This is a genomic window from Bacillus sp. z50 (assembly GCF_058313585.1).
This window is the reverse complement of the sequence record NZ_JBZFQL010000002.1, coordinates 432443-451405: the sequence shown is the minus strand read 5'-3', so window position 1 is coordinate 451405 and position 18963 is coordinate 432443. Positions and strand designations below refer to the sequence as shown.

Below are 18963 nucleotides of genomic sequence, written 5' to 3'. Positions count from 1 at the left end.
TAGAAAGGCGGAAAAGAATAAGTGGCAGTATTACCTATAGTAAAACATCCGGATAAAATTCTTGAAACTCCCTGTAAAAAGGTTGAAGTTTTTGATCGTAAATTAGCGAAGTTACTTGATGATATGTACGACACAATGATAGACGCGGATGGCGTGGGATTGGCTGCGCCGCAAATCGGCAAAAATATTAGAGTAGCGATTGTTGATGTAGATGATGAGTCTGGAACATTTGAATTAATTAATCCGACAATTCTTTCCACGAAGGGTAAGGATCGTGATGTGGAGGGCTGTTTAAGTTTTCCCAATCTGTATGGAGAGGTTGAACGACCTGCATATGTTAAGATACAAGCACAGGATCGTCAGGGACGAACGTATATTTTAGAAGCTGAGGATTACTTGGCCAGAGCTATTCAACATGAAATGGATCATTTGGAAGGAATCTTATTTACTTCAAAAGTTGTGCGTTATATAAGTGAAGAAGAGTTAGAAGGGTATGAAGTAGAATGACTAGAATAATATTTATGGGAACACCTGATTTTTCTGTCGGTGTATTAGAACGTTTAATAAATGATGGATATGAAATCGTTGGTGTCGTAACCCAGCCTGACCGTCCGGTTGGACGGAAACGCATTTTGACACCACCTCCTGTAAAGGTGACAGCCGAGAAACATGGTATTCCAGTTCTCCAGCCAGAAAAAATTCGTGTGGATTCAGAAGTTGACAAGGTACTTGCTTTAAATCCAGACTTAATTGTTACCGCGGCATTTGGACAAATCCTGCCGAATCGTTTATTAGAGGCTCCAAAGTATGGTTGTATAAACGTTCATGCCTCCTTACTGCCTGAATTACGTGGTGGTGCACCTATTCACTATGCAATCATGCAAGGGAAAGAAAAAACAGGTGTAACCATTATGTACATGGTAGAAAAGCTGGATGCAGGTGACATGCTGTCAAAAGTAGAAGTTCCAATTGAGGAAACTGACCATACAGGCAGTTTACATGATAAATTGAGTAAAGCTGGTGCACAACTGGTTTCTGAGACCATTCCAAAATTATTGAATGGAGAAATCACTCCAATTAAACAAAATGAGGAAGATGCTACCTTCGCTTTCAATATTAAAAGAGAACAGGAATTAATCGATTGGGCACAAGGCGGAGAAGAGGTTTATAACCATATCCGCGGTTTACATCCATGGCCTGTAGCCTATACTTTGTTAAATGGAACAGTTTTAAAGGTTTGGTGGGGCGAAAAAGTGAAGACCGCCAAGCAAGGTAGTGCCGGTGAAGTGCTTGATATCGAAAAAGATGGTTTCGTTGTGAAGACAGGAAATGATACAGCAATCAAAATTACTGATTTACAACTAGCTGGTAAAAAGAGAATGACTGCTGAACAGATGCTCCGAGGTACTGCAATCATATCAACAGGAATGAAATTGGGAGAATAAAGAATGCCACAAAAAAAGAATGTAAGAGAAGTTGCGCTTGATATTCTGGTGTCTGTCGAAAAAAGCCAGGCATACAGTAATCTATCATTAAACCATGCCATAAAAGAAAATGAACTCTCCCCACAGGATGTAGGGTTGTTGACCGAGCTGACGTATGGAACGATACAACGGAAAATGACATTGGAATACTATGTTAAACCGTTTATCAAAAACCCTAAAAAGCTTCAATCCTGGGTGTTATTGCTCATTGAAATGACAGTTTTTCAAATGTTTTATCTTGATCGGGTTCCTGATCGGGCTGCTATCCATGAAGCAGTGGAAATTGCAAAAAAACGCGGCCATCGCGGAATTGCCTCATTGGTTAATGGTGTACTGAGGTCTATCCAACGTGAAGGAGTTCCATCATTGGATGACATAAAAGATCCCCTGGAAAAAATCTCAGTCTCAACAAGCCATCCATTATGGCTTGTAAGAAAGTGGGCAGAGGAATTTGGAGTGGCTAAAACCAAGGAAATGTGTGAGGAGAACTTGCACGCTCCTGTTCAAACCGGCAGAGTAAACCTGACGAAAATCAGCAGGGAAGAATTGATGGAAAAGCTGAAAAGCGAAGGATACATGGTTGAACCAAGTCTTTTAATAGAAGAAGGAATTCGCTGCCTCAAAGGTAATATGGCTTTGTCAGCAAGCTTTAAAGAAGGGCTTTTTAGTATTCAGGATGAGAGCTCCATGCTTGTGGCTTATGCTTTAGCACCGAAAGAAAATGATACGATTCTTGATAGCTGTGCGGCTCCAGGCGGGAAAACCATGCATATGGCAGAAAAGATGAACGATACCGGGCAAATTTACGCACTTGACCTTCATGCACATAAAACTAAATTAATTGATATGCAGGCAAAACGTCTTGGTTTATCGAATATTGTAACCAAACAAATGGATGCCAGAAAAACTCAAGAATTTTTTGAAACAGAGATGTTTGATAAAGTCCTTGTGGATGCTCCTTGTTCAGGACTAGGAGTGTTAAAGCGTAAACCGGATGCCAAGTATACAAAAAGCGAGAACGATTTGAGCGCGCTTGCGAAAATTCAATTTGATATTTTACATCAAGTATCCCAATTGGTAAAAAAAGGCGGTACAATAGTTTATAGTACTTGTACTGTTGGCAATGATGAAAATAATGATGTGATTGATGCGTTTATACAGGCGCATCCTGAGTTTGAAAAGGATCTTACCCTAAAGGAAAGAATGCCGGAACCGGTAAGACCTTATATAATGGATAATAGTTTGCAAGTACTACCTCAATATTTTGGAAGCGACGGATTTTTTATTGCTTCTATTCGAAAGAAGGCATAAGGAATGGAACAAACAACAGCTAAGGAAGTAAAGAAACAGGAGCAACTCCCATCTATATATTCCTTACAATTAGATCAACTGAAAGAATGGCTTGAAGAAAACGGAGAAAAAGCATTCCGGGCAACACAAATTTTTGAATGGTTATATGAAAAAAGGGTTTCTACTTATGAAGATATGACGAACCTTTCCAAAAATTTACGTACAAAATTGGAAGAATCATTTACATTAACCACTTTAAATACACTAATCAAGCAAACATCAAAAGACGGCACGATTAAATTCTTATTTGAATTGAAGGATGGTTATTCAATCGAGACCGTATTAATGCGCCATGATTATGGAAACTCAGTCTGTGTAACCACACAGGTTGGCTGCAGAATAGGCTGTACATTCTGTGCATCCACTCTGGGCGGGTTAAAGCGAAATCTTGAAGCAGGTGAAATTGTTGCACAGGTTGTAAAAGTGCAGCAGGCCCTTGATGAAACTAATGAGCGTGTTAGTTCCGTAGTAATCATGGGTATCGGGGAACCATTCGATAACTATGATAATATGATGGGATTCTTACGAATCATTAACCATGATAAAGGGTTAAATATCGGAGCGCGTCATATAACGGTTTCAACTAGCGGAATCATTCCTAAAATATATAAATTTGCAGATGAAAAATTACAAATTAATTTTGCGATTTCCCTGCATGCGCCAAACACTGAGCTTCGCAGTAAGCTTATGCCTATTAACAGAGCCTACAAGCTTCCGCAGTTAATGGAAGCTGTTAAGTATTATGTTGAAAAAACGGGCAGAAGGATTACATTTGAATATGGTCTCTTTGGTGGTGAAAATGACCAAGTAGAGCATGCGCTTGAACTTGCGGCACTTATCAAGGATATAAAATGCCATGTGAATTTAATACCGGTCAACTATGTTCCAGAACGGGATTATGTCCGGACACCAAGAGAGCAAATCGATCTGTTTGAAAAAACATTGAAGGATCAAGGCATTAATGTTACTACGAGAAGAGAGCAAGGGCATGATATTGATGCGGCTTGCGGACAACTAAGAGCAAAAGAGAGGAAAGAAGAGACGAGGTGATGGGATGAAGGCAGTTTTTAGGACAGACCGGGGCAAGGTGAGAATCCATAATGAGGATCAGGGCGGTATATTTTACAAGGAAAATTCTCAAATGGTTTTTGCTGTCATTGCCGATGGAATGGGTGGTCACAAAGCTGGTGATGTAGCAAGTGAAATGGCTGTTTCCAAACTAAAAGAAGCATGGGAAACCGAGTTGCAGTCTGATTCACCAAGTTCAATCGAATTGTTTTTGGAGGAGCAGGTTAAAAGGGTTAACCATGAAATTTTTGAGCACTCCATGGCACACGAGGAATGTGAAGGAATGGGGACAACAATAGTTGGCGTAGTTTGTACAGACAAATCAGCCACCATTGTGAATGTTGGAGATTCGAGATGTTATCTGCTGAATGATAGTGGGTTTAAACAAGTAACTGAAGACCATTCCCTGGTTAATGAGCTTGTCCGTTCCGGTCAAATATCTAAAGAAGACGCCGCACATCATCCTAGAAAAAATGTCATCCTTCGCGCTCTTGGAACAGAAAATAGTGTGGATGTAGATATTAAAACAATCAGTTTTGAGGAAGGGGACCGTCTGTTATTATGCTCAGACGGCCTCTCTGATAAACTATCTGAAACTGAAATAGAAACCATTATTACAGGCAATGATTCTTTAGACCATATTGCAGATACATTTATTCAAAAAGCTAATGAAAACGGAGGAGAAGATAATATAACTCTAGTAATCCTTCTGCACAGCTTTGAAAGTGAAAGAGGGTGAGTTATATGTTGACCGGCAAACGAATTAGCGATAGATATAAAATCCTCCGTATGATTGGCGGAGGCGGTATGGCTAATGTTTATCTGGCAAGAGATATGATTCTTGATCGTGATGTAGCATTAAAAATTCTTCGTATGGACTTTTCCAACGATGAGGAATTTATCAGGCGCTTTCATAGGGAGGCACAATCAGCCACAAGCCTGACTCACCCAAACATTGTTAGTATTTATGATGTTGGAGAAGAAGGCGATATATATTATATTGTGATGGAATTTGTCGATGGTATGACCTTAAAGCAATATATCCAAGCCTATTCGCCAATTCCGGTTGAGAAAGCCTTGGATATTATGAAACAAATTACATCAGCGGTCACACATGCCCATCAGAACCATATTGTACATAGAGACATTAAGCCGCATAATGTATTAATTGATCATGACGGCAATGTGAAAATCACTGACTTTGGGATTGCAATGGCTCTTAGTGCAACGTCCATAACTCAAACGAACTCTGTTCTTGGGTCGGTTCATTATTTGTCTCCTGAACAAGCAAGAGGCGGTATGGCGAATAAAAAGTCCGATATCTATTCTTTGGGGATAGTGATGTTTGAATTACTTACAGGCCGATTACCTTTTTCCGGTGAGTCTGCTGTTTCGATTGCCCTGAAGCATCTGCAATCAGAGACACCGTCTCCAAGACGATGGAATCCAGCTATACCTCAAAGTGTGGAAAATATTATCCTAAAGGCAACCGCAAAGGATTCATTTCACCGATATTCGAGTGTGGAGGAAATGGAACAAGACATAGAAACGGCCTTGAATCCAGACAGATTAAATGAAAGCAAATTTATCATCCCAAGTGATGATGACGCGACAAAAGCGATTCCGATTATTACAAACGATGAAATGTTTGGAAATCATGATGAGACGAAAATCCTGACTCTGGACGAAGATACCGTGATGATGGAACCAGCGGAACAATCAAGCGGTAAAAAGGGATTGTTAAAAAACAAAAAGCAAAAACAAAAGCAAAAGAAAGATAAAACAAAAAAGCAAAAGCAACAGCCTAAGAAAAAGAAAAAATGGCCTAAAATAATTGGGGTTATTTTAGCCAGTCTAATTTTGATTGCTGTTCTGGCTGTCTTGTTTTTGCCGGGAATGCTCGCAGCAAAGGATGTTAAAGTACCTGATGTAAGGGATGAACAATTGGAAAACGCTCTGTCGACTCTAATTGAGCAAGGTTTTGAAATCGGTGAGACGGTTGAAAAGCCTGATGAAGAAATCGCCGCGGGAAATGTTATAAACACTGATCCTGAAGCAGGTGATACCGTTAAGGAAGGTTCAGTTATTAATGTATTTTTCAGCAGTGGCAAAGAGCAGGTAGAAGTTCTCGATTATGAGGATCGGAATTATGAAGATATTAAATCACTCATTGAGGGTTTCGGATTCAAAGATATTGAGATAGAGCGGGTAAATGATGATTCAGAAGTAGGGACTGTACTTGAACAGGATCCTAGGCAAGGGGATGAGGTCATCCCATCGGAAACCATTTTGAAATTAACGCTAAGCAGCGGCCCAGCCAAAATCACCCTGAAAGATTTAACGGATTACAACCAGAGAGCACTGGATGATTATGAGGCTGATACCGGGTTAAAGATTACAATCGCAAAAGAGGAGTACAGTTCGAAAATTAAAGAGGGACAAGTCATTTCCCAGGAACCGGCTGCCGGCACTGCTGTTGAGATTGGGTCGGAAGTCAAAGTAACAGTTTCAAAAGGAGAAGAAGAAATTCCTCCTAAGGTTATGAGTAAAGAGGTTACCATAACGTATGATGAAGAATTAGCCGGTGTGCCACAAACCGTGACCATCCTAATTGAGGACTTAAATAACAATATGACAGAACCTGTTGAAACGTTTGAAATGACTTCAACTGTCAAAAAAACGTTGCAATTTACAATCCCGCATGATGGAAAAGCAGGGTATAAGATTATAAAGGATAACAGTGTTTATGATGAGGGCGTTATTAGTTATTCGGATAGTTAACTTTGAAGGAGGGAACATATGCCTGAAGGAAAAATTATTAAAGCACTGAGCGGCTTTTATTATGTGGCGGATGAAGGTCAAATCATTCAATGCAGAGGCCGAGGTGTTTTCAGAAAACAAAAGGTAACTCCGCTTGTTGGAGATACAGTTATTTATCAAGCGGAAAATCCAACAGATGGATATATAATGGAAATTAAAGAACGCCAAAATGAATTGGTACGTCCTCCTATTTCAAATGTGGATCAAGCGATTCTCGTATTTTCCGCTGCAGAACCGGATTTCAGTACGAGTTTATTGGATCGATTTTTAGTTTTGGTTGAATCGAAGAATATTGCTCCAATTATTTGTATCAGTAAAATGGATTTACTGGAACCTGAAGATGAAAAAAGGATTCATGAATATGCCGATCAGTACAGGGCAATTGGCTATGATGTTATATTAACGTCTTCCTTGGAAGAAGCAGGAGTATCAGAGTTAATGCCTTTCTTGAGGGGGAAAATCTCAGTATTTGCAGGACAATCCGGAGTAGGCAAGTCTTCTTTGTTGAATGTGCTTGATCCTTCTCTTAATTTGAAAACTAATATCATTTCCTCCCATTTGGGCAGGGGGAAGCATACAACAAGACATGTGGAGCTTATTGACCTTGGTGATGGGTTATTAGCTGACACACCTGGTTTTAGTTCGCTTGAATTTACTGAAATTGAAGCAGAGGAGCTGCCAGGCTGTTTCCCTGAAATCAGGGAAAGAAGCTCAGAATGCAAATTTAGAGGCTGCTTGCATGTAAAAGAGCCAAAATGTGCTGTAAAGCATGGTGTTGAAATTGGGGAAATCCAGAAATATAGATACGAGCATTATTTGCAGTTTCTGGAGGAAATAAAAGATAGAAAGCCGAGGTATTAACGATGGTTAAAATTGCTCCATCCATATTATCAGCTGATTTTTCGAAATTGGGAGAGGAAATACGGGATGTAGAAAGAGGGGGAGCAGATTGGATTCATATCGATGTTATGGATGGTCATTTTGTTCCTAATATAACGATTGGTCCACTTATTGTTGATTCTGTACGCCCCATCACTAAATTAACGCTTGATGTTCATCTCATGATTGAAAATCCTGACCAATATATTGAAGCATTTGCAAAGGCCGGTGCTGACTATATAACAGTTCATGCGGAAGCCTGTACACACTTGCATCGTACGATCCAATTAATTAAATCCTATGGGGTTAAGGCAGGGGTAGTATTAAATCCAGGGACGTCACCTGCCGTTTTGGAATATATTTTGGATGATCTTGATATGGTCCTCTTAATGTCGGTCAATCCTGGCTTTGGTGGACAAGCCTTTATTCCAAGTGTCCTTGATAAAATTGAGCAGGTGGATAAAATGATCAAAGAAAAAGGCTTGTCTATCGAAATTGAGATTGATGGCGGTGTAAATGAGGAAACTGCCAAGTTGTGCATTGAAAAAGGTGCAACAGTTCTTGTGGCAGGTTCGGCTATATATAATAAGGATGATAGAAAGAAAGCAATCGCTGCCATTCGTGGGGAATAATTTTGTGTGAGTTTTTTCCCTGTTATAAATTCAGTTAGAAGAGCAGTTTATGTGGTCTATAAATGATTCTAAGTCTATTAGCCAGATCATTGTAAGTATAAAAGAAGTGAGCAGGATTTGTATACCAGGGGGAAACCGATCTGGTATCTGAATTAGTAAAGAATCATATAATAAAAAAGTAAAGGGTTGTCCATTCGCTAAAAGAGGATAACCCTTTTTTTGTGAAAATAAGTAAAGGAGCTGACTTTATGGAAATAAATATCGTCGCAGGCGGTCCTGATATATATATTCCGGATTTAAGGAAGTTAAATAGCAAAGAGATGATTTGGGTTGGTGTTGATCGGGGCTCGCTACAAATTTTAGAGGCGGGTATTCATCTACATAGTGTGTTTGGTGATTTCGATTCAATCTCTAAGGATGAGCTCAACCGTGTACGAGAGCACAGTGAACACTTTTATGAGTATCCTCCTGAAAAAGATGCTACCGACCTGGAATTAGCTCTTGAATGGGCTTATAAGCAAGTGCCGGACAGAATCACGATTTATGGGGCAACGGGCGGCAGAATGGACCATACATTGGCCAATATCATGATGCTTGCAGATGAGAAGCATATGAAAGAAGGAATTCCTACAAGAATAGTGGATCGTAACAATGAGATCAGACTTTTTAAACCTGGTTCCTATGTATTGGATGAGACTGAGTTTAAATACATATCGTTTATACCAATAACAGAAGAAATAGAGGGAATCACCCTTGTAAACTTTAAATATCCATTATCAAATGTCACTCTTTACCGTGGCCGGACATTATCGGTTAGCAATGAATTAAATTTTAAAACTGGTACTTTTTCGTTTTTGAAAGGCATATTATTGGTGGTAAGAAGCAGAGATTGATTTATGTGTTGGAATTTTTACTATATAAATGAAAATGTATAATGAGAACCGGGCAGAGCTAAGGAGGGACACAATGAAATTTTATACAATTAAATTGCCCCGCTTTTTGGGAGGAATCGTCAAGGCGATGTTGGGAGCTTTTAAGAAAGGATAATTAAATATATGGCACCCTGTAAAAGGGTGTTTTTCTTATGTTTAATTTAATTCTTTATAAAATTTTTGTCTTAGGCTAAGTCCTGGAAATTATAAAAATTTTCCTTCGGTGGTTTTATTTTCATAAAAATATTCAAGAACACAAGACTAAACAGGGGTTATGATGGGAAAAATAAACAAGCATCCTTTAAAAGGATGCTTGTTTTCGTTTATTATACGCGTTCAACTTTACCAGATTTTAACGCTCTTGTAGAAACGTATACTCTTTTCGGTTTTCCGTTAACAAGAATACGAACTTTTTGAACGTTAGCTTTCCATGTACGTTTGTTAGCGTTCATGGCATGAGAACGATGGTTTCCGGAAGTTGTTTTTCTGCCGGTAATAACACATTTGCGTGACATAGCCCAATTCCCTCCTTACTGCCTATATTAATCATTTCTTTTTTAGTCGGTCTCTTCAAAAGATACTTTAATAATTTAACATACCTATCGCTATAATGCAATACAATTGAAAGGGTCTTTCAAGAAAAAAACCTTGACATACTATTTTATCTTTGATTAATTGGAAAAGGATAAAGGCTTTCCATTCAAAAGTGATTATAGTAAAATGGATTCTAGCTATGGTTACTATAAAGGGGGAACAAACATGTCCATTGAAATGAGTACAAAATACGGACAAATAGATATTTCTAATGATGTATTAGCAATCATTGCTGGTGGAGCAGCCGTAGATTGTTACGGGATCGTCGGTATGGCTTCAAAACATCAGATTAAAGACGGAATCAGTGAGATACTGCGTAAAGAGAACTTTTCCAAAGGAGTCGTAGTCAGACAGGTTGAAGATGAATTACATATTGATATGTATATCATTGTAAGCTACGGAACAAAAATTTCCGAAATAGCTCATAATGTTCAATCTAAGGTTAAATATACATTAAGCCAAACTGTTGGACTTTCGGTAGAATCCGTTAATATCTTTGTTCAAGGGGTTCGTGTTACGAATCCGTAATTTAAGGAGGAAATTTGAGTGGCTATAACATCTATTGACGGCAAAAGATTCGCCGAAATGGTCATACAGGGTGCGAACAGGCTGTCTGCCAACGCTAAATTAGTTGATTCATTAAACGTATTTCCTGTGCCTGATGGTGATACAGGAACAAATATGAATCTTTCCATGACATCAGGTGCTAAAGAAGTGAAAAATAATGTACAGGACCATATTGGTAAGGTTGGTTCTTCTTTAGCTAAAGGATTGTTGATGGGAGCGCGTGGAAACTCAGGCGTTATTTTATCCCAATTATTCAGGGGATTTGCAAAAAATATTGAGCCAAAAGCGACCATTGATGGTAAAGAATTTGCTTTGGCATTTGAAGCTGGTGTAGAAACTGCCTACAAAGCGGTTATGAAACCTGTTGAAGGAACGATCCTGACGGTTGCTAGAGAAGCATCAAAAGCAGGCCTTGCAGCTTCTGAAACGGAAACAAATATCATTGCAATTATGGAAGCTATTTTGAAAGAAGCTAAAGCTTCATTAAAACGTACTCCAGATTTATTGCCAGTGCTTAAAGAAGTAGGCGTAGTAGATAGTGGTGGTCAGGGATTAGTTTTCGTTTATGAAGGATTTCTGGCTGAATTAAAAGGTGAAAAGCTTGCTGAAACACCTGAATCCATGCCTAAGATGGATGAGCTTGTAAAAGCAGAGCATCATATCAATGTTCAGGGACATATGAAAACAGAAGATATCGAATTTGGATATTGCACAGAGTTCATGGTCCGTTTTGAACCTGAAAAGATTGCTGAGAATCCTTTCAATGAAGAGCAGTTCAGAAATGACTTGAGCCAGTACGGTGATTCCCTGCTTGTCATTGCAGATGATGATATCGTAAAAGTCCATGTTCATGCAGAAAATCCTGGGAACTGTTTAAATTACGCTCAACAATACGGCAGCTTGATTAAAATCAAAATCGAGAATATGCGTGAACAGCATTCAACGATACTAAATGAAACTGCGAATGACTTACGAGAAACTGCACCTGTAAAAACAGAGAAGAAAGATTTTGGTGTAGTAGCGATTGCTATGGGCGAAGGAATTGCTGATTTGTTCAGAAGCATCGGTGCAGATGTGGTGATTGAAGGCGGACAAACTATGAACCCTTCAACTGAAGATATCGTAAAAGCAATTGAATCTGTTAATGCAGATCATGTATACATCCTTCCAAATAATAAAAATATTATTATGGCAGCTGAACAGGCTTCCGATGTAATGGAAAAGGCTGTTACAGTGATTCCAAGTAAGACGATACCTCAAGGGTTAACTGCCTTGTTGTCCTTTAATCCTGCTGCTTCAGCAAGCGAGAATGAAGGTATAATGAAAGACGCGCTGGAGAGTGTTATAACAGGACAAGTTACGTTTGCGGTACGTGACACAAACATTGAAGGTCTTGAAATCGAGAAAAACGACTATATGGGCCTAATTGATGGTAAGATAAAAGTGAAAAACAAGGATAGAGTGGAAGCGGCTAAACAGGTGCTTGAAAACATTCTGGATGATGCTGAAATCTTAACGATTCTTTATGGTGAAGAGAGCTCACAGGATGAAGTGGACCGTCTAGTTCAATACTGTGCGGATAGCTACCCAGAAGTAGAAGTTGAAGTGCATAACGGAAAACAGCCGTTGTACTCCTATATTTTTGCTGCTGAATAAAAAGCATATATAAATCATCACATTAATAGAAGGGGGATACCCCTTCTATTTCAGTATGTAAAGATTTTTTTTGATTTTACTGGGAGAGGATTAGAAATGAAATATAAAAGTGGATTTGATATAATCGGCCCAATCATGGTTGGTCCTTCCAGTTCTCATACGGCTGGGGCTGCACGAATAGGACGGGTGGCGAGAAGCCTGTTTAATAGAAAGCCTAAATGGGCGATTATTTCATTTTATGGTTCATTTGCCAAAACGTACAAGGGACATGGAACCGATGTCGCCATTGTGGCTGGGTTATTAGATTTCGATACTTCGGATACACGTCTTATTCAATCTCTTGACATAGCAAAAGAGCAGAACATAGAAATCACATTTGTAGAAGAAGATGCTGTAACTGATCATCCAAATACAGCCAGAATTAGAATGGGCGATGATACCGGAGAAATGGAATTAGTCGGCATTTCGATAGGCGGTGGAAAAATAGAAATACTTGAACTGAATGGGTTTGAATTACGTTTATCAGGCCATCACCCGGCCATTTTAGTTGTACACGACGATCGTTTCGGAGCTATAGCAAGTGTTTCTAATGTCCTAGCCAAGCATGAAATTAATATTGGTCATATGGAAGTATCGCGAAAAGATGTAGGAAAAATGGCTCTAATGACAATTGAGGTCGATCAAAATATCGGTGATGATATAGTAGAGGAAATTTCATTGCTGAATCATGTGACACAAGTTACAAAAGTTTCAGATTAAAAGCAGACTACCCTTTATTAGGAGGTTACTGTATGTTTCGCAATGTTGCCGAATTAGTTAAACTTGCTGAAAATAAAGGTGAGAAGATATTTGACATGATTCAGCAGGGAATGAAGTGCATCGTCATATCAAAGGAAACGCTTATCAGGCAGATGAATCAAATTCTAGCCGTTTTGGAACAAGCTATCGAAAGAGGATGGGATGACATTCGTTCTCATATACGGTTTAGCATCCTCTGTGATGAAAGAATTAAAGCAATGGTTAACATCATACAAATGTTGCCGATATCATTGCATGAAACAGCTCAAGGTGGATTAGCTGCTACACCAACGTGCAAAGAAATAAATGAAAAATACTTAGGATTTCAAAGGATATAAAATGAGTAGACTAAATGATTTATCAGTAGATACAGTAAAGGGGATAGGACCTGAATCCGCTCTGCAGCTTAATAATCTTGGCATTTATACAGTTGCGGATTTGCTTGAATATTTTCCGTATCGCTATGAAGATTTTCGAATTAAAGATATCGTGGAAGCAGCCCATGATGAACGTCTAACGATTGAGGGTGTTATTCAATCAGCCCCAAATTTAACCTATTTCGGACGAAAAAAATCCCGCTTAAATGTTAAACTTTTAACGGGACGCCACATTATTACTGTTACATTCTTCAATCAACCCTATATGAAAAACAAATTAAAACTGAATGAAACGATAACGGTAACAGGGAAATGGGATAAAAACCGTTTAACCCTGACGGCATCTGAATATAAACTGGGTTCAGAGGCGAGGGAACAGGAATTTGAACCAGTTTATCATACAAAAGGTGATATCTCTGTCAAATCACTGCGCAAATGGATTAAAAATGCGTATCTTGCTCATAGAGAAGATCTTGTAGAAATTTTACCTGAACATTATCTTACCCAATATAAATTACCGGAAAGAGGTCTTGCTTTACGTTACTTGCATTTTCCTCAGAACGCCGCTGAAGTAAAGCATGCACACAGGAGATTTGTCTACGAGGAATTTTTATTGTTTCAAATTAAAATGCAGGCCCTTAGGAAAGTTAAAAGGGAAAATTCAAATGGACAGTCTCATATGTACGATAATACGAAATTGAAGAAGTTTATCGCTTCTTTACCATTTGAGCTGACAGATGCTCAAAAAAAGGTCGTAAATGAAATTGCGCAGGATTTACGGTCTCCTTATCGTATGAATCGACTGCTCCAGGGGGATGTTGGTTCTGGAAAAACGGTAGTGGCAGCAATCCTTCTTTATGCTGTAGTGACTGCCGGGTATCAAGGCGCCTTAATGGTACCGACTGAAATTTTGGCAGAGCAGCATGCCAATTCCCTGTTTGAACTTCTGCAGCCCTTTGGTGTAAATGTAGCTCTGCTAACATCGAGTGTGAAGGGAAAACGCCGGAGAGAAATGATGGAGATGCTTGAACAAGGTGAAATCGATATATTAATAGGAACACATGCTTTAATACAAAAGGATGTTAATTTCAAAAACCTCGGCCTTGTCATTACAGATGAACAACATCGGTTTGGTGTGGAGCAACGTCGTATATTGAGGGAAAAAGGGGAGAGTCCCGATGTATTATTCATGACCGCTACGCCTATTCCCAGAACTCTTGCGATAACGGTGTTTGGTGAAATGGATGTATCAATCATTGATCAAATGCCATCTGGAAGGAAAAAGATAGAAACGTATTGGGCCAAGCATAATATGTTAGACAGAATTCTGGCATTTATGAGCAAGGAATTGGACAATGGACGGCAGGCATATGTGATTTGTCCACTGATTGAGGAATCAGAAAAGCTGGATTTGCAAAATGTATTGGATGTTCATACGGCTATGACACAGTATTTTAGCCCGAAATATTCTGTTGGGCTTATGCATGGTAAGCTCCATTCAGATGAAAAGGATGAAATCATGCGCGGTTTCGGAAATAATGATATTCAAGTCCTCGTATCAACGACCGTCGTGGAAGTGGGGGTGAATGTTCCTAATGCGACTGTGATGGTGATTTATGATGCCGAAAGATTTGGTTTGTCGCAGCTTCATCAATTAAGAGGCCGTGTAGGACGGGGTGCAGAACAATCCTATTGTATCTTAATAGCAGACCCAAAAACAGAGGTGGGAATTGAACGGTTGAATGCAATGTGCGATACAACTGATGGTTTCGCATTGAGTGAGAAGGATTTAGAGTTAAGAGGACCAGGGGACTTTTTTGGCAGAAAGCAGAGTGGGGTACCTGAATTTAAGATAGCAGACATGGTGCATGACTACCGCGCGCTTGAAACGGCCAGGAAGGATGCTGAAGAATTAATTTCCGGAAATGAATTCTGGACTGACGAAAAGTATAAATATCTAAGAGATTATCTGGCTGGCTCTGGGGTTCTAGAGGGAGAGAAATTAGATTGATTAACAGATTGCATGATAACCCGAAAAATTCTTGCAATCTGGTTTTTTAAATTATATACTACTATTAGTACCTAGTCATAATACTTCGGAAGGTGAAGGTTTTTGAAAAGAAACAAGAAGGATAGACAAGCTATATTAAAGGATATGATACAGGATAATCCTTTTATTACCGATGAGGAATTGGCTGAACAATTAAAGGTTAGTATCCAAACGATTCGTCTGGATCGCCTCGAACTATCCATCCCGGAATTGAGAGAAAGAATAAAGTCTGTCGCCGAGAAAAGAATGACAGACGAGATTAAATCTTTACCTGTTGATGAAATAATCGGGGATATTATTGATCTTGATTTAGATCACAGTGCTATTTCCTTGTTGGATATAAAACCTGAACATGTATTTAAGAGAAATAAAATAGCCAGAGGGCATCATTTATTCGCACAAGCCAATTCATTGGCCGTTGCGGTAACTAATGAGGAACTGGCGTTAACAGCAAAAGCTGCCATCCACTTCACAAAATCTGTGTATGAAGGCGATCGTGTGATTGCCAAAGCCAAGGTTATTGAAGTGGATAACGATAAAGGAAGATCCCTGATTACTGTGCATAGCTATGTAGGTAAGGAGCTTGTATTTAAAGGGGAGTTTTCCATGTACCGAACGACTACAGAGAAAAAGGATGAACAAGAATGAAAATTGCATTAGATGCTATGGGTGGAGACCACGGACCAAAAGAGTCTGTGAAAGGCGCAGAAAAAGCGATTAAATCTTTCCCGGAACTAGAAATTATGCTTATTGGCGATGAAGCTGAAATTAAAAAGCATTTAACTTCAGATGAACGGATAACCATTATCCATACGAATGAGGTTATAACTGGTGATGATGAACCGGTAAGAGCCGTGCGAAGAAAGAAAAATGCCTCTATGGTACTTGCTGCTCAGTATGTAAAAGATGGACAGGCCGATGCGTGCATCTCAGCAGGAAATACGGGAGCTCTAATGGCCGCAGGTCTCTTTGTGGTTGGAAGAATTGATGGAATTGATCGACCTGCACTTAGCCCAACATTACCGACAATTGATGGAAAAGGATTTGTTCTGTTGGATGTGGGAGCCAATGCTGATGCGAAGCCGGAGCATCTTTACCAATATGGCTTGATGGGGTCTGTTTATGCTGAGAAGGTCCGCAATATTGAAAAACCGCGAGTTGGTTTATTGAATATTGGTACCGAGGATAAAAAAGGAAATGAGCTTACCAAGCAAGCATTTGCTTTATTGAAGGATGCTGACTTTAATTTTATCGGTAATGTGGAAGCTCGGGATTTGTTAAATGGAGTAGCTGATGTTGTCGTAACCGACGGGTTTACCGGAAACATGGTTTTAAAAACAACTGAAGGTACGGCTTCTGCTTTATTTAAAATGTTAAAAGAAGCGATGATGGTCGATCTAAAGAGCAAACTGGCCGCAGCTGTTTTAAAGCCAGGGTTTAAAGAACTGAAAAATAAGCTGGATTACTCTGAATACGGTGGTGCAGGTCTATTTGGATTAAAAGCTCCTGTCATAAAAGCACATGGTTCCTCAGATGCAAATGCATTCTATAATGCCATTCGTCAGGCGAAAATCATGGTAGAACATCATGTTGCAGAAACGATTCATGAGGCAATAAAATAAACGAAGAAAAGGGAACGAATGTAAGGGGACGAATAGTAAGGGGGATATGATGACTAAATTTGCTTTTATTTTTCCGGGTCAGGGCTCACAAACTGTAGGTATGGGAAAAGATGCTTACGACAATTATCAAAATGTGAAAAATCTCTTTTTAAAAGCAGATGAATGCTTGGCTGAAGAGTTCAGTAAGCTTATTTTCGAAGGACCGCAAGAGAAATTGACACGTACATACAATGCTCAGCCGAGTCTGTTAATTACAAGTTTAGCGCTTCTTAGCGTATTTCGTGAAATGTCTGATTTAAAACCTGATTATATGGCAGGCCACAGCCTGGGTGAATATACGGCTTATGCTGCAGCTGGGTCCATTCAATACGAGGATGCGGTAAAACTCGTACGAAATCGAGGCTTATATATGGAGCAGGCTGTTCCATCTGGGATAGGCACGATGAGTGCTATTCTTGGTATGGATGAGTCAAGTCTAGAAGAAGTAACGAAAACGATAACGAATCAAGGTGAACCTGTACAATTAGCAAACTTAAATTCCCCAGGCCAAATTATTATCTCTGGAACAATGGATGGGGTAAGATTGGCAGGAGAGCTTGCAAAGGAAAAAGGAGCAAAGAGAGTGCTTCCCCTGGAAGTCAGCGGTCCTTTTCACTCTTCGTTGATGAAACCCGCAGCGAGTAAGCTTGCGGATACACTCAATACAATAGAAATTAGGACTCCTGATTATCCAATCATATCGAACTATACGGGAACCCTAGCTGGAACAGGTAATGAAATAAAAGACAGTCTGGTCAAACAGCTGTATTCTCCAGTGAAATGGCAGCAATCTGTTGAGTATATGATTCATGAAGGTGTGACAACCTTTATCGAATTTGGTCCTGGAACTGTTCTTTCAGGCCTAGTTAAGAAAATCAACCGCGGTGTTAAAGTATACTCAGTCAAAGATATTGAATCATGTAAAAATGTGGTCAGTTCACTTGATGCGGAGGTTAAAGCAAATGGGTAAATTGGATGGGAAAATTGCGCTTGTGACGGGCGCATCTAGAGGAATCGGTCGTGCCATTGCTATTGCTCTGGCAAAAGAAGGGGCTTCAGTTGCTGTTAATTATGCCGGGAACAGCGAAAAAGCTGAAAATGTTGTTAAAGAAATAACGGAGATTGGCAGAGAAGCAATATCCATCCAGGGGGATGTGACAAATGCTGAGTCTGTTACTGATATGGTGAAAATTGTAACTGAAAAATTTGGCAAGATTGATATTTTGATAAATAATGCAGGAATCACACGTGACAATTTGTTGATCCGTATGAAGGAAGATGATTGGGATTCTGTCATCAATACAAACTTAAAAGGTGTTTTCCTTTGTACAAAAGCTGTATCCAGGCAAATGATGAAGCAAAGGCAGGGACGGATTATTAATATTTCGTCTGTGGTGGGTGTGAGCGGAAATGCCGGTCAGGCCAATTATGTAGCTGCTAAATCAGGAGTCATAGGGTTAACCAAAACATCGGCTAAAGAATTGGCAACACGTGGGATTACTGTAAATGCGATTGCCCCTGGATTTATTGAAACAGATATGACCAATGCATTAACGGAGAATGTTGGAGAGCAAATGTTGAAGCAAATACCATTGGGCCGATTTGGTAAGCCGGAAGACGTGGCTAAAACAGCTGTTTTCCTGGCTGCGGAAGATTCCGGATATATTACTGGCCAAACGATTCATGTCGATGGCGGAATGGTTATGTAATAACTCAAAGATTGAATATGTCGATTAACCCTTGTACAATATACTAGATGCAATCTTGAAGGGAGGTGAAGTTGTGTCAGACGTATTAGAGAAAGTATCTAAAATAATCGTAGATCGCCTTGGTGTAGATGAATCCGAAGTAACACTTGAAGCTTCTTTTAAAGATGATCTTGGTGCTGATTCCCTTGATGTTGTGGAATTGGTTATGGAACTTGAAGATGAATTCGGTATGGAAATTTCAGATGATGATGCTGAAAAAATTTCAACAGTTGGCGATGCTGTGAACTACATAAAAAGCCAAAACTAATTAGTTCTTATGAAAAGCTCCGTATAAATACGGGGCTTTTCATGCTATTATAATAAAAGCCTGTATATATCAAAGAATT

At 39.4% G+C, this 18963-nt stretch carries 21 protein-coding genes; 20 read left to right on the top strand and 1 reads right to left on the bottom strand.

Features of this window, described 5'->3' with window-relative positions:
* Positions 1-21: 21 nt before the first annotated feature.
* From def to spoVM, 10 genes are all read left to right on the top strand, one after another.
* Entirely contained in the window at positions 22-507 is a 486-nt protein-coding gene (gene def / locus AC4G3N_RS08020) for a peptide deformylase (protein WP_066100599.1), read from the top strand.
* Positions 504-1445, top strand: a complete 942-nt coding sequence (gene fmt, locus AC4G3N_RS08015) for a methionyl-tRNA formyltransferase (RefSeq protein WP_066100596.1) — start codon at positions 504-506, stop codon at positions 1443-1445. Before def ends, fmt begins: the two co-directional genes overlap by 4 nt.
* A 3-nt stretch (positions 1446-1448) precedes the next feature.
* Positions 1449-2795 carry a 16S rRNA (cytosine(967)-C(5))-methyltransferase RsmB gene (gene rsmB / locus AC4G3N_RS08010; RefSeq protein WP_148629556.1) on the top strand — a complete coding sequence of 449 codons (1347 nt, stop codon included), beginning with the start codon at positions 1449-1451 and terminating at the stop codon, positions 2793-2795.
* 3 nt (positions 2796-2798) lie between these two features.
* Positions 2799-3884 (top strand): dual-specificity RNA methyltransferase RlmN, encoded by a 1086-nt coding sequence (gene rlmN / locus AC4G3N_RS08005; protein ID WP_490551826.1) that lies wholly within the window; start codon positions 2799-2801, stop codon positions 3882-3884.
* Between the two features lie 4 nt (positions 3885-3888).
* Complete coding sequence (locus AC4G3N_RS08000) at positions 3889-4641, top strand: Stp1/IreP family PP2C-type Ser/Thr phosphatase (RefSeq protein ID WP_066100586.1); 753 nt, start codon at positions 3889-3891, stop codon at positions 4639-4641.
* Positions 4642-4646: 5 nt separating this feature from the next.
* Positions 4647-6683, top strand: a complete 2037-nt coding sequence (gene pknB / locus AC4G3N_RS07995) for a Stk1 family PASTA domain-containing Ser/Thr kinase (RefSeq protein WP_066100585.1) — start codon at positions 4647-4649, stop codon at positions 6681-6683.
* A gap of 18 nt (positions 6684-6701) precedes the next feature.
* Complete coding sequence (gene rsgA / locus AC4G3N_RS07990) at positions 6702-7583, top strand: ribosome small subunit-dependent GTPase A (RefSeq protein ID WP_139891270.1); 882 nt, start codon at positions 6702-6704, stop codon at positions 7581-7583.
* 2 nt (positions 7584-7585) lie between these two features.
* Entirely contained in the window at positions 7586-8233 is a 648-nt protein-coding gene (gene rpe / locus AC4G3N_RS07985; RefSeq protein WP_139891269.1) for a ribulose-phosphate 3-epimerase, read from the top strand.
* Positions 8234-8481: 248 nt separating this feature from the next.
* The gene (locus AC4G3N_RS07980; protein WP_139891268.1) at positions 8482-9126 is read left to right on the top strand and encodes a thiamine diphosphokinase; all 645 of its coding nucleotides are present in this window, start codon (positions 8482-8484) and stop codon (positions 9124-9126) included.
* 73 nt (positions 9127-9199) lie between these two features.
* On the top strand, positions 9200-9280 hold the full coding sequence (gene spoVM / locus AC4G3N_RS07975) for a stage V sporulation protein SpoVM (protein ID WP_049671465.1): 81 nt from the start codon (positions 9200-9202) through the stop codon (positions 9278-9280).
* A gap of 211 nt (positions 9281-9491) precedes the next feature.
* Here spoVM and rpmB read toward each other — a convergent pair whose 3' ends face one another.
* Complete coding sequence (gene rpmB / locus AC4G3N_RS07970; protein ID WP_066100570.1) at positions 9492-9680, bottom strand: 50S ribosomal protein L28; 189 nt, start codon at positions 9678-9680, stop codon at positions 9492-9494.
* A 244-nt stretch (positions 9681-9924) separates the two neighbouring features.
* On the opposite strand from rpmB, the gene AC4G3N_RS07965 reads away from it, so the two are divergent.
* The 10 genes from AC4G3N_RS07965 to AC4G3N_RS07920 all read left to right on the top strand — a co-directional run bounded on the left by AC4G3N_RS07965 (position 9925) and on the right by AC4G3N_RS07920 (position 18884).
* Positions 9925-10287, top strand: a complete 363-nt coding sequence (locus AC4G3N_RS07965) for an Asp23/Gls24 family envelope stress response protein (protein WP_066100567.1) — start codon at positions 9925-9927, stop codon at positions 10285-10287.
* An 18-nt stretch (positions 10288-10305) separates the two neighbouring features.
* On the top strand, positions 10306-11982 hold the full coding sequence (locus AC4G3N_RS07960; RefSeq protein WP_066100564.1) for a DAK2 domain-containing protein: 1677 nt from the start codon (positions 10306-10308) through the stop codon (positions 11980-11982).
* A gap of 96 nt (positions 11983-12078) precedes the next feature.
* On the top strand, positions 12079-12741 hold the full coding sequence (sdaAB, locus tag AC4G3N_RS07955) for an L-serine ammonia-lyase, iron-sulfur-dependent subunit beta (protein WP_066100561.1): 663 nt from the start codon (positions 12079-12081) through the stop codon (positions 12739-12741).
* 32 nt (positions 12742-12773) lie between these two features.
* Entirely contained in the window at positions 12774-13118 is a 345-nt protein-coding gene (locus AC4G3N_RS07950) for a hypothetical protein (RefSeq protein WP_491089998.1), read from the top strand.
* A gap of 1 nt (position 13119) precedes the next feature.
* Complete coding sequence (gene recG, locus AC4G3N_RS07945; RefSeq protein ID WP_139891266.1) at positions 13120-15168, top strand: ATP-dependent DNA helicase RecG; 2049 nt, start codon at positions 13120-13122, stop codon at positions 15166-15168.
* 102 nt (positions 15169-15270) lie between these two features.
* Positions 15271-15855 (top strand): transcription factor FapR, encoded by a 585-nt coding sequence (gene fapR / locus AC4G3N_RS07940; RefSeq protein ID WP_491089997.1) that lies wholly within the window; start codon positions 15271-15273, stop codon positions 15853-15855.
* Positions 15852-16829 (top strand): phosphate acyltransferase PlsX, encoded by a 978-nt coding sequence (gene plsX, locus AC4G3N_RS07935; RefSeq protein WP_139891265.1) that lies wholly within the window; start codon positions 15852-15854, stop codon positions 16827-16829. The genes fapR and plsX overlap by 4 nt, the downstream gene beginning before the upstream one ends.
* Before the next feature lie 49 nt (positions 16830-16878).
* Positions 16879-17838 (top strand): ACP S-malonyltransferase, encoded by a 960-nt coding sequence (gene fabD / locus AC4G3N_RS07930; protein WP_066100539.1) that lies wholly within the window; start codon positions 16879-16881, stop codon positions 17836-17838.
* The gene (fabG, locus tag AC4G3N_RS07925) at positions 17831-18577 is read left to right on the top strand and encodes a 3-oxoacyl-[acyl-carrier-protein] reductase (protein ID WP_066100536.1); all 747 of its coding nucleotides are present in this window, start codon (positions 17831-17833) and stop codon (positions 18575-18577) included. Before fabD ends, fabG begins: the two co-directional genes overlap by 8 nt.
* A gap of 73 nt (positions 18578-18650) precedes the next feature.
* Positions 18651-18884: an acyl carrier protein gene (locus AC4G3N_RS07920; protein WP_066100531.1), complete on the top strand. Its 234-nt coding sequence runs from the start codon at positions 18651-18653 to the stop codon at positions 18882-18884.
* Positions 18885-18963: the final 79 nt, after the last annotated feature.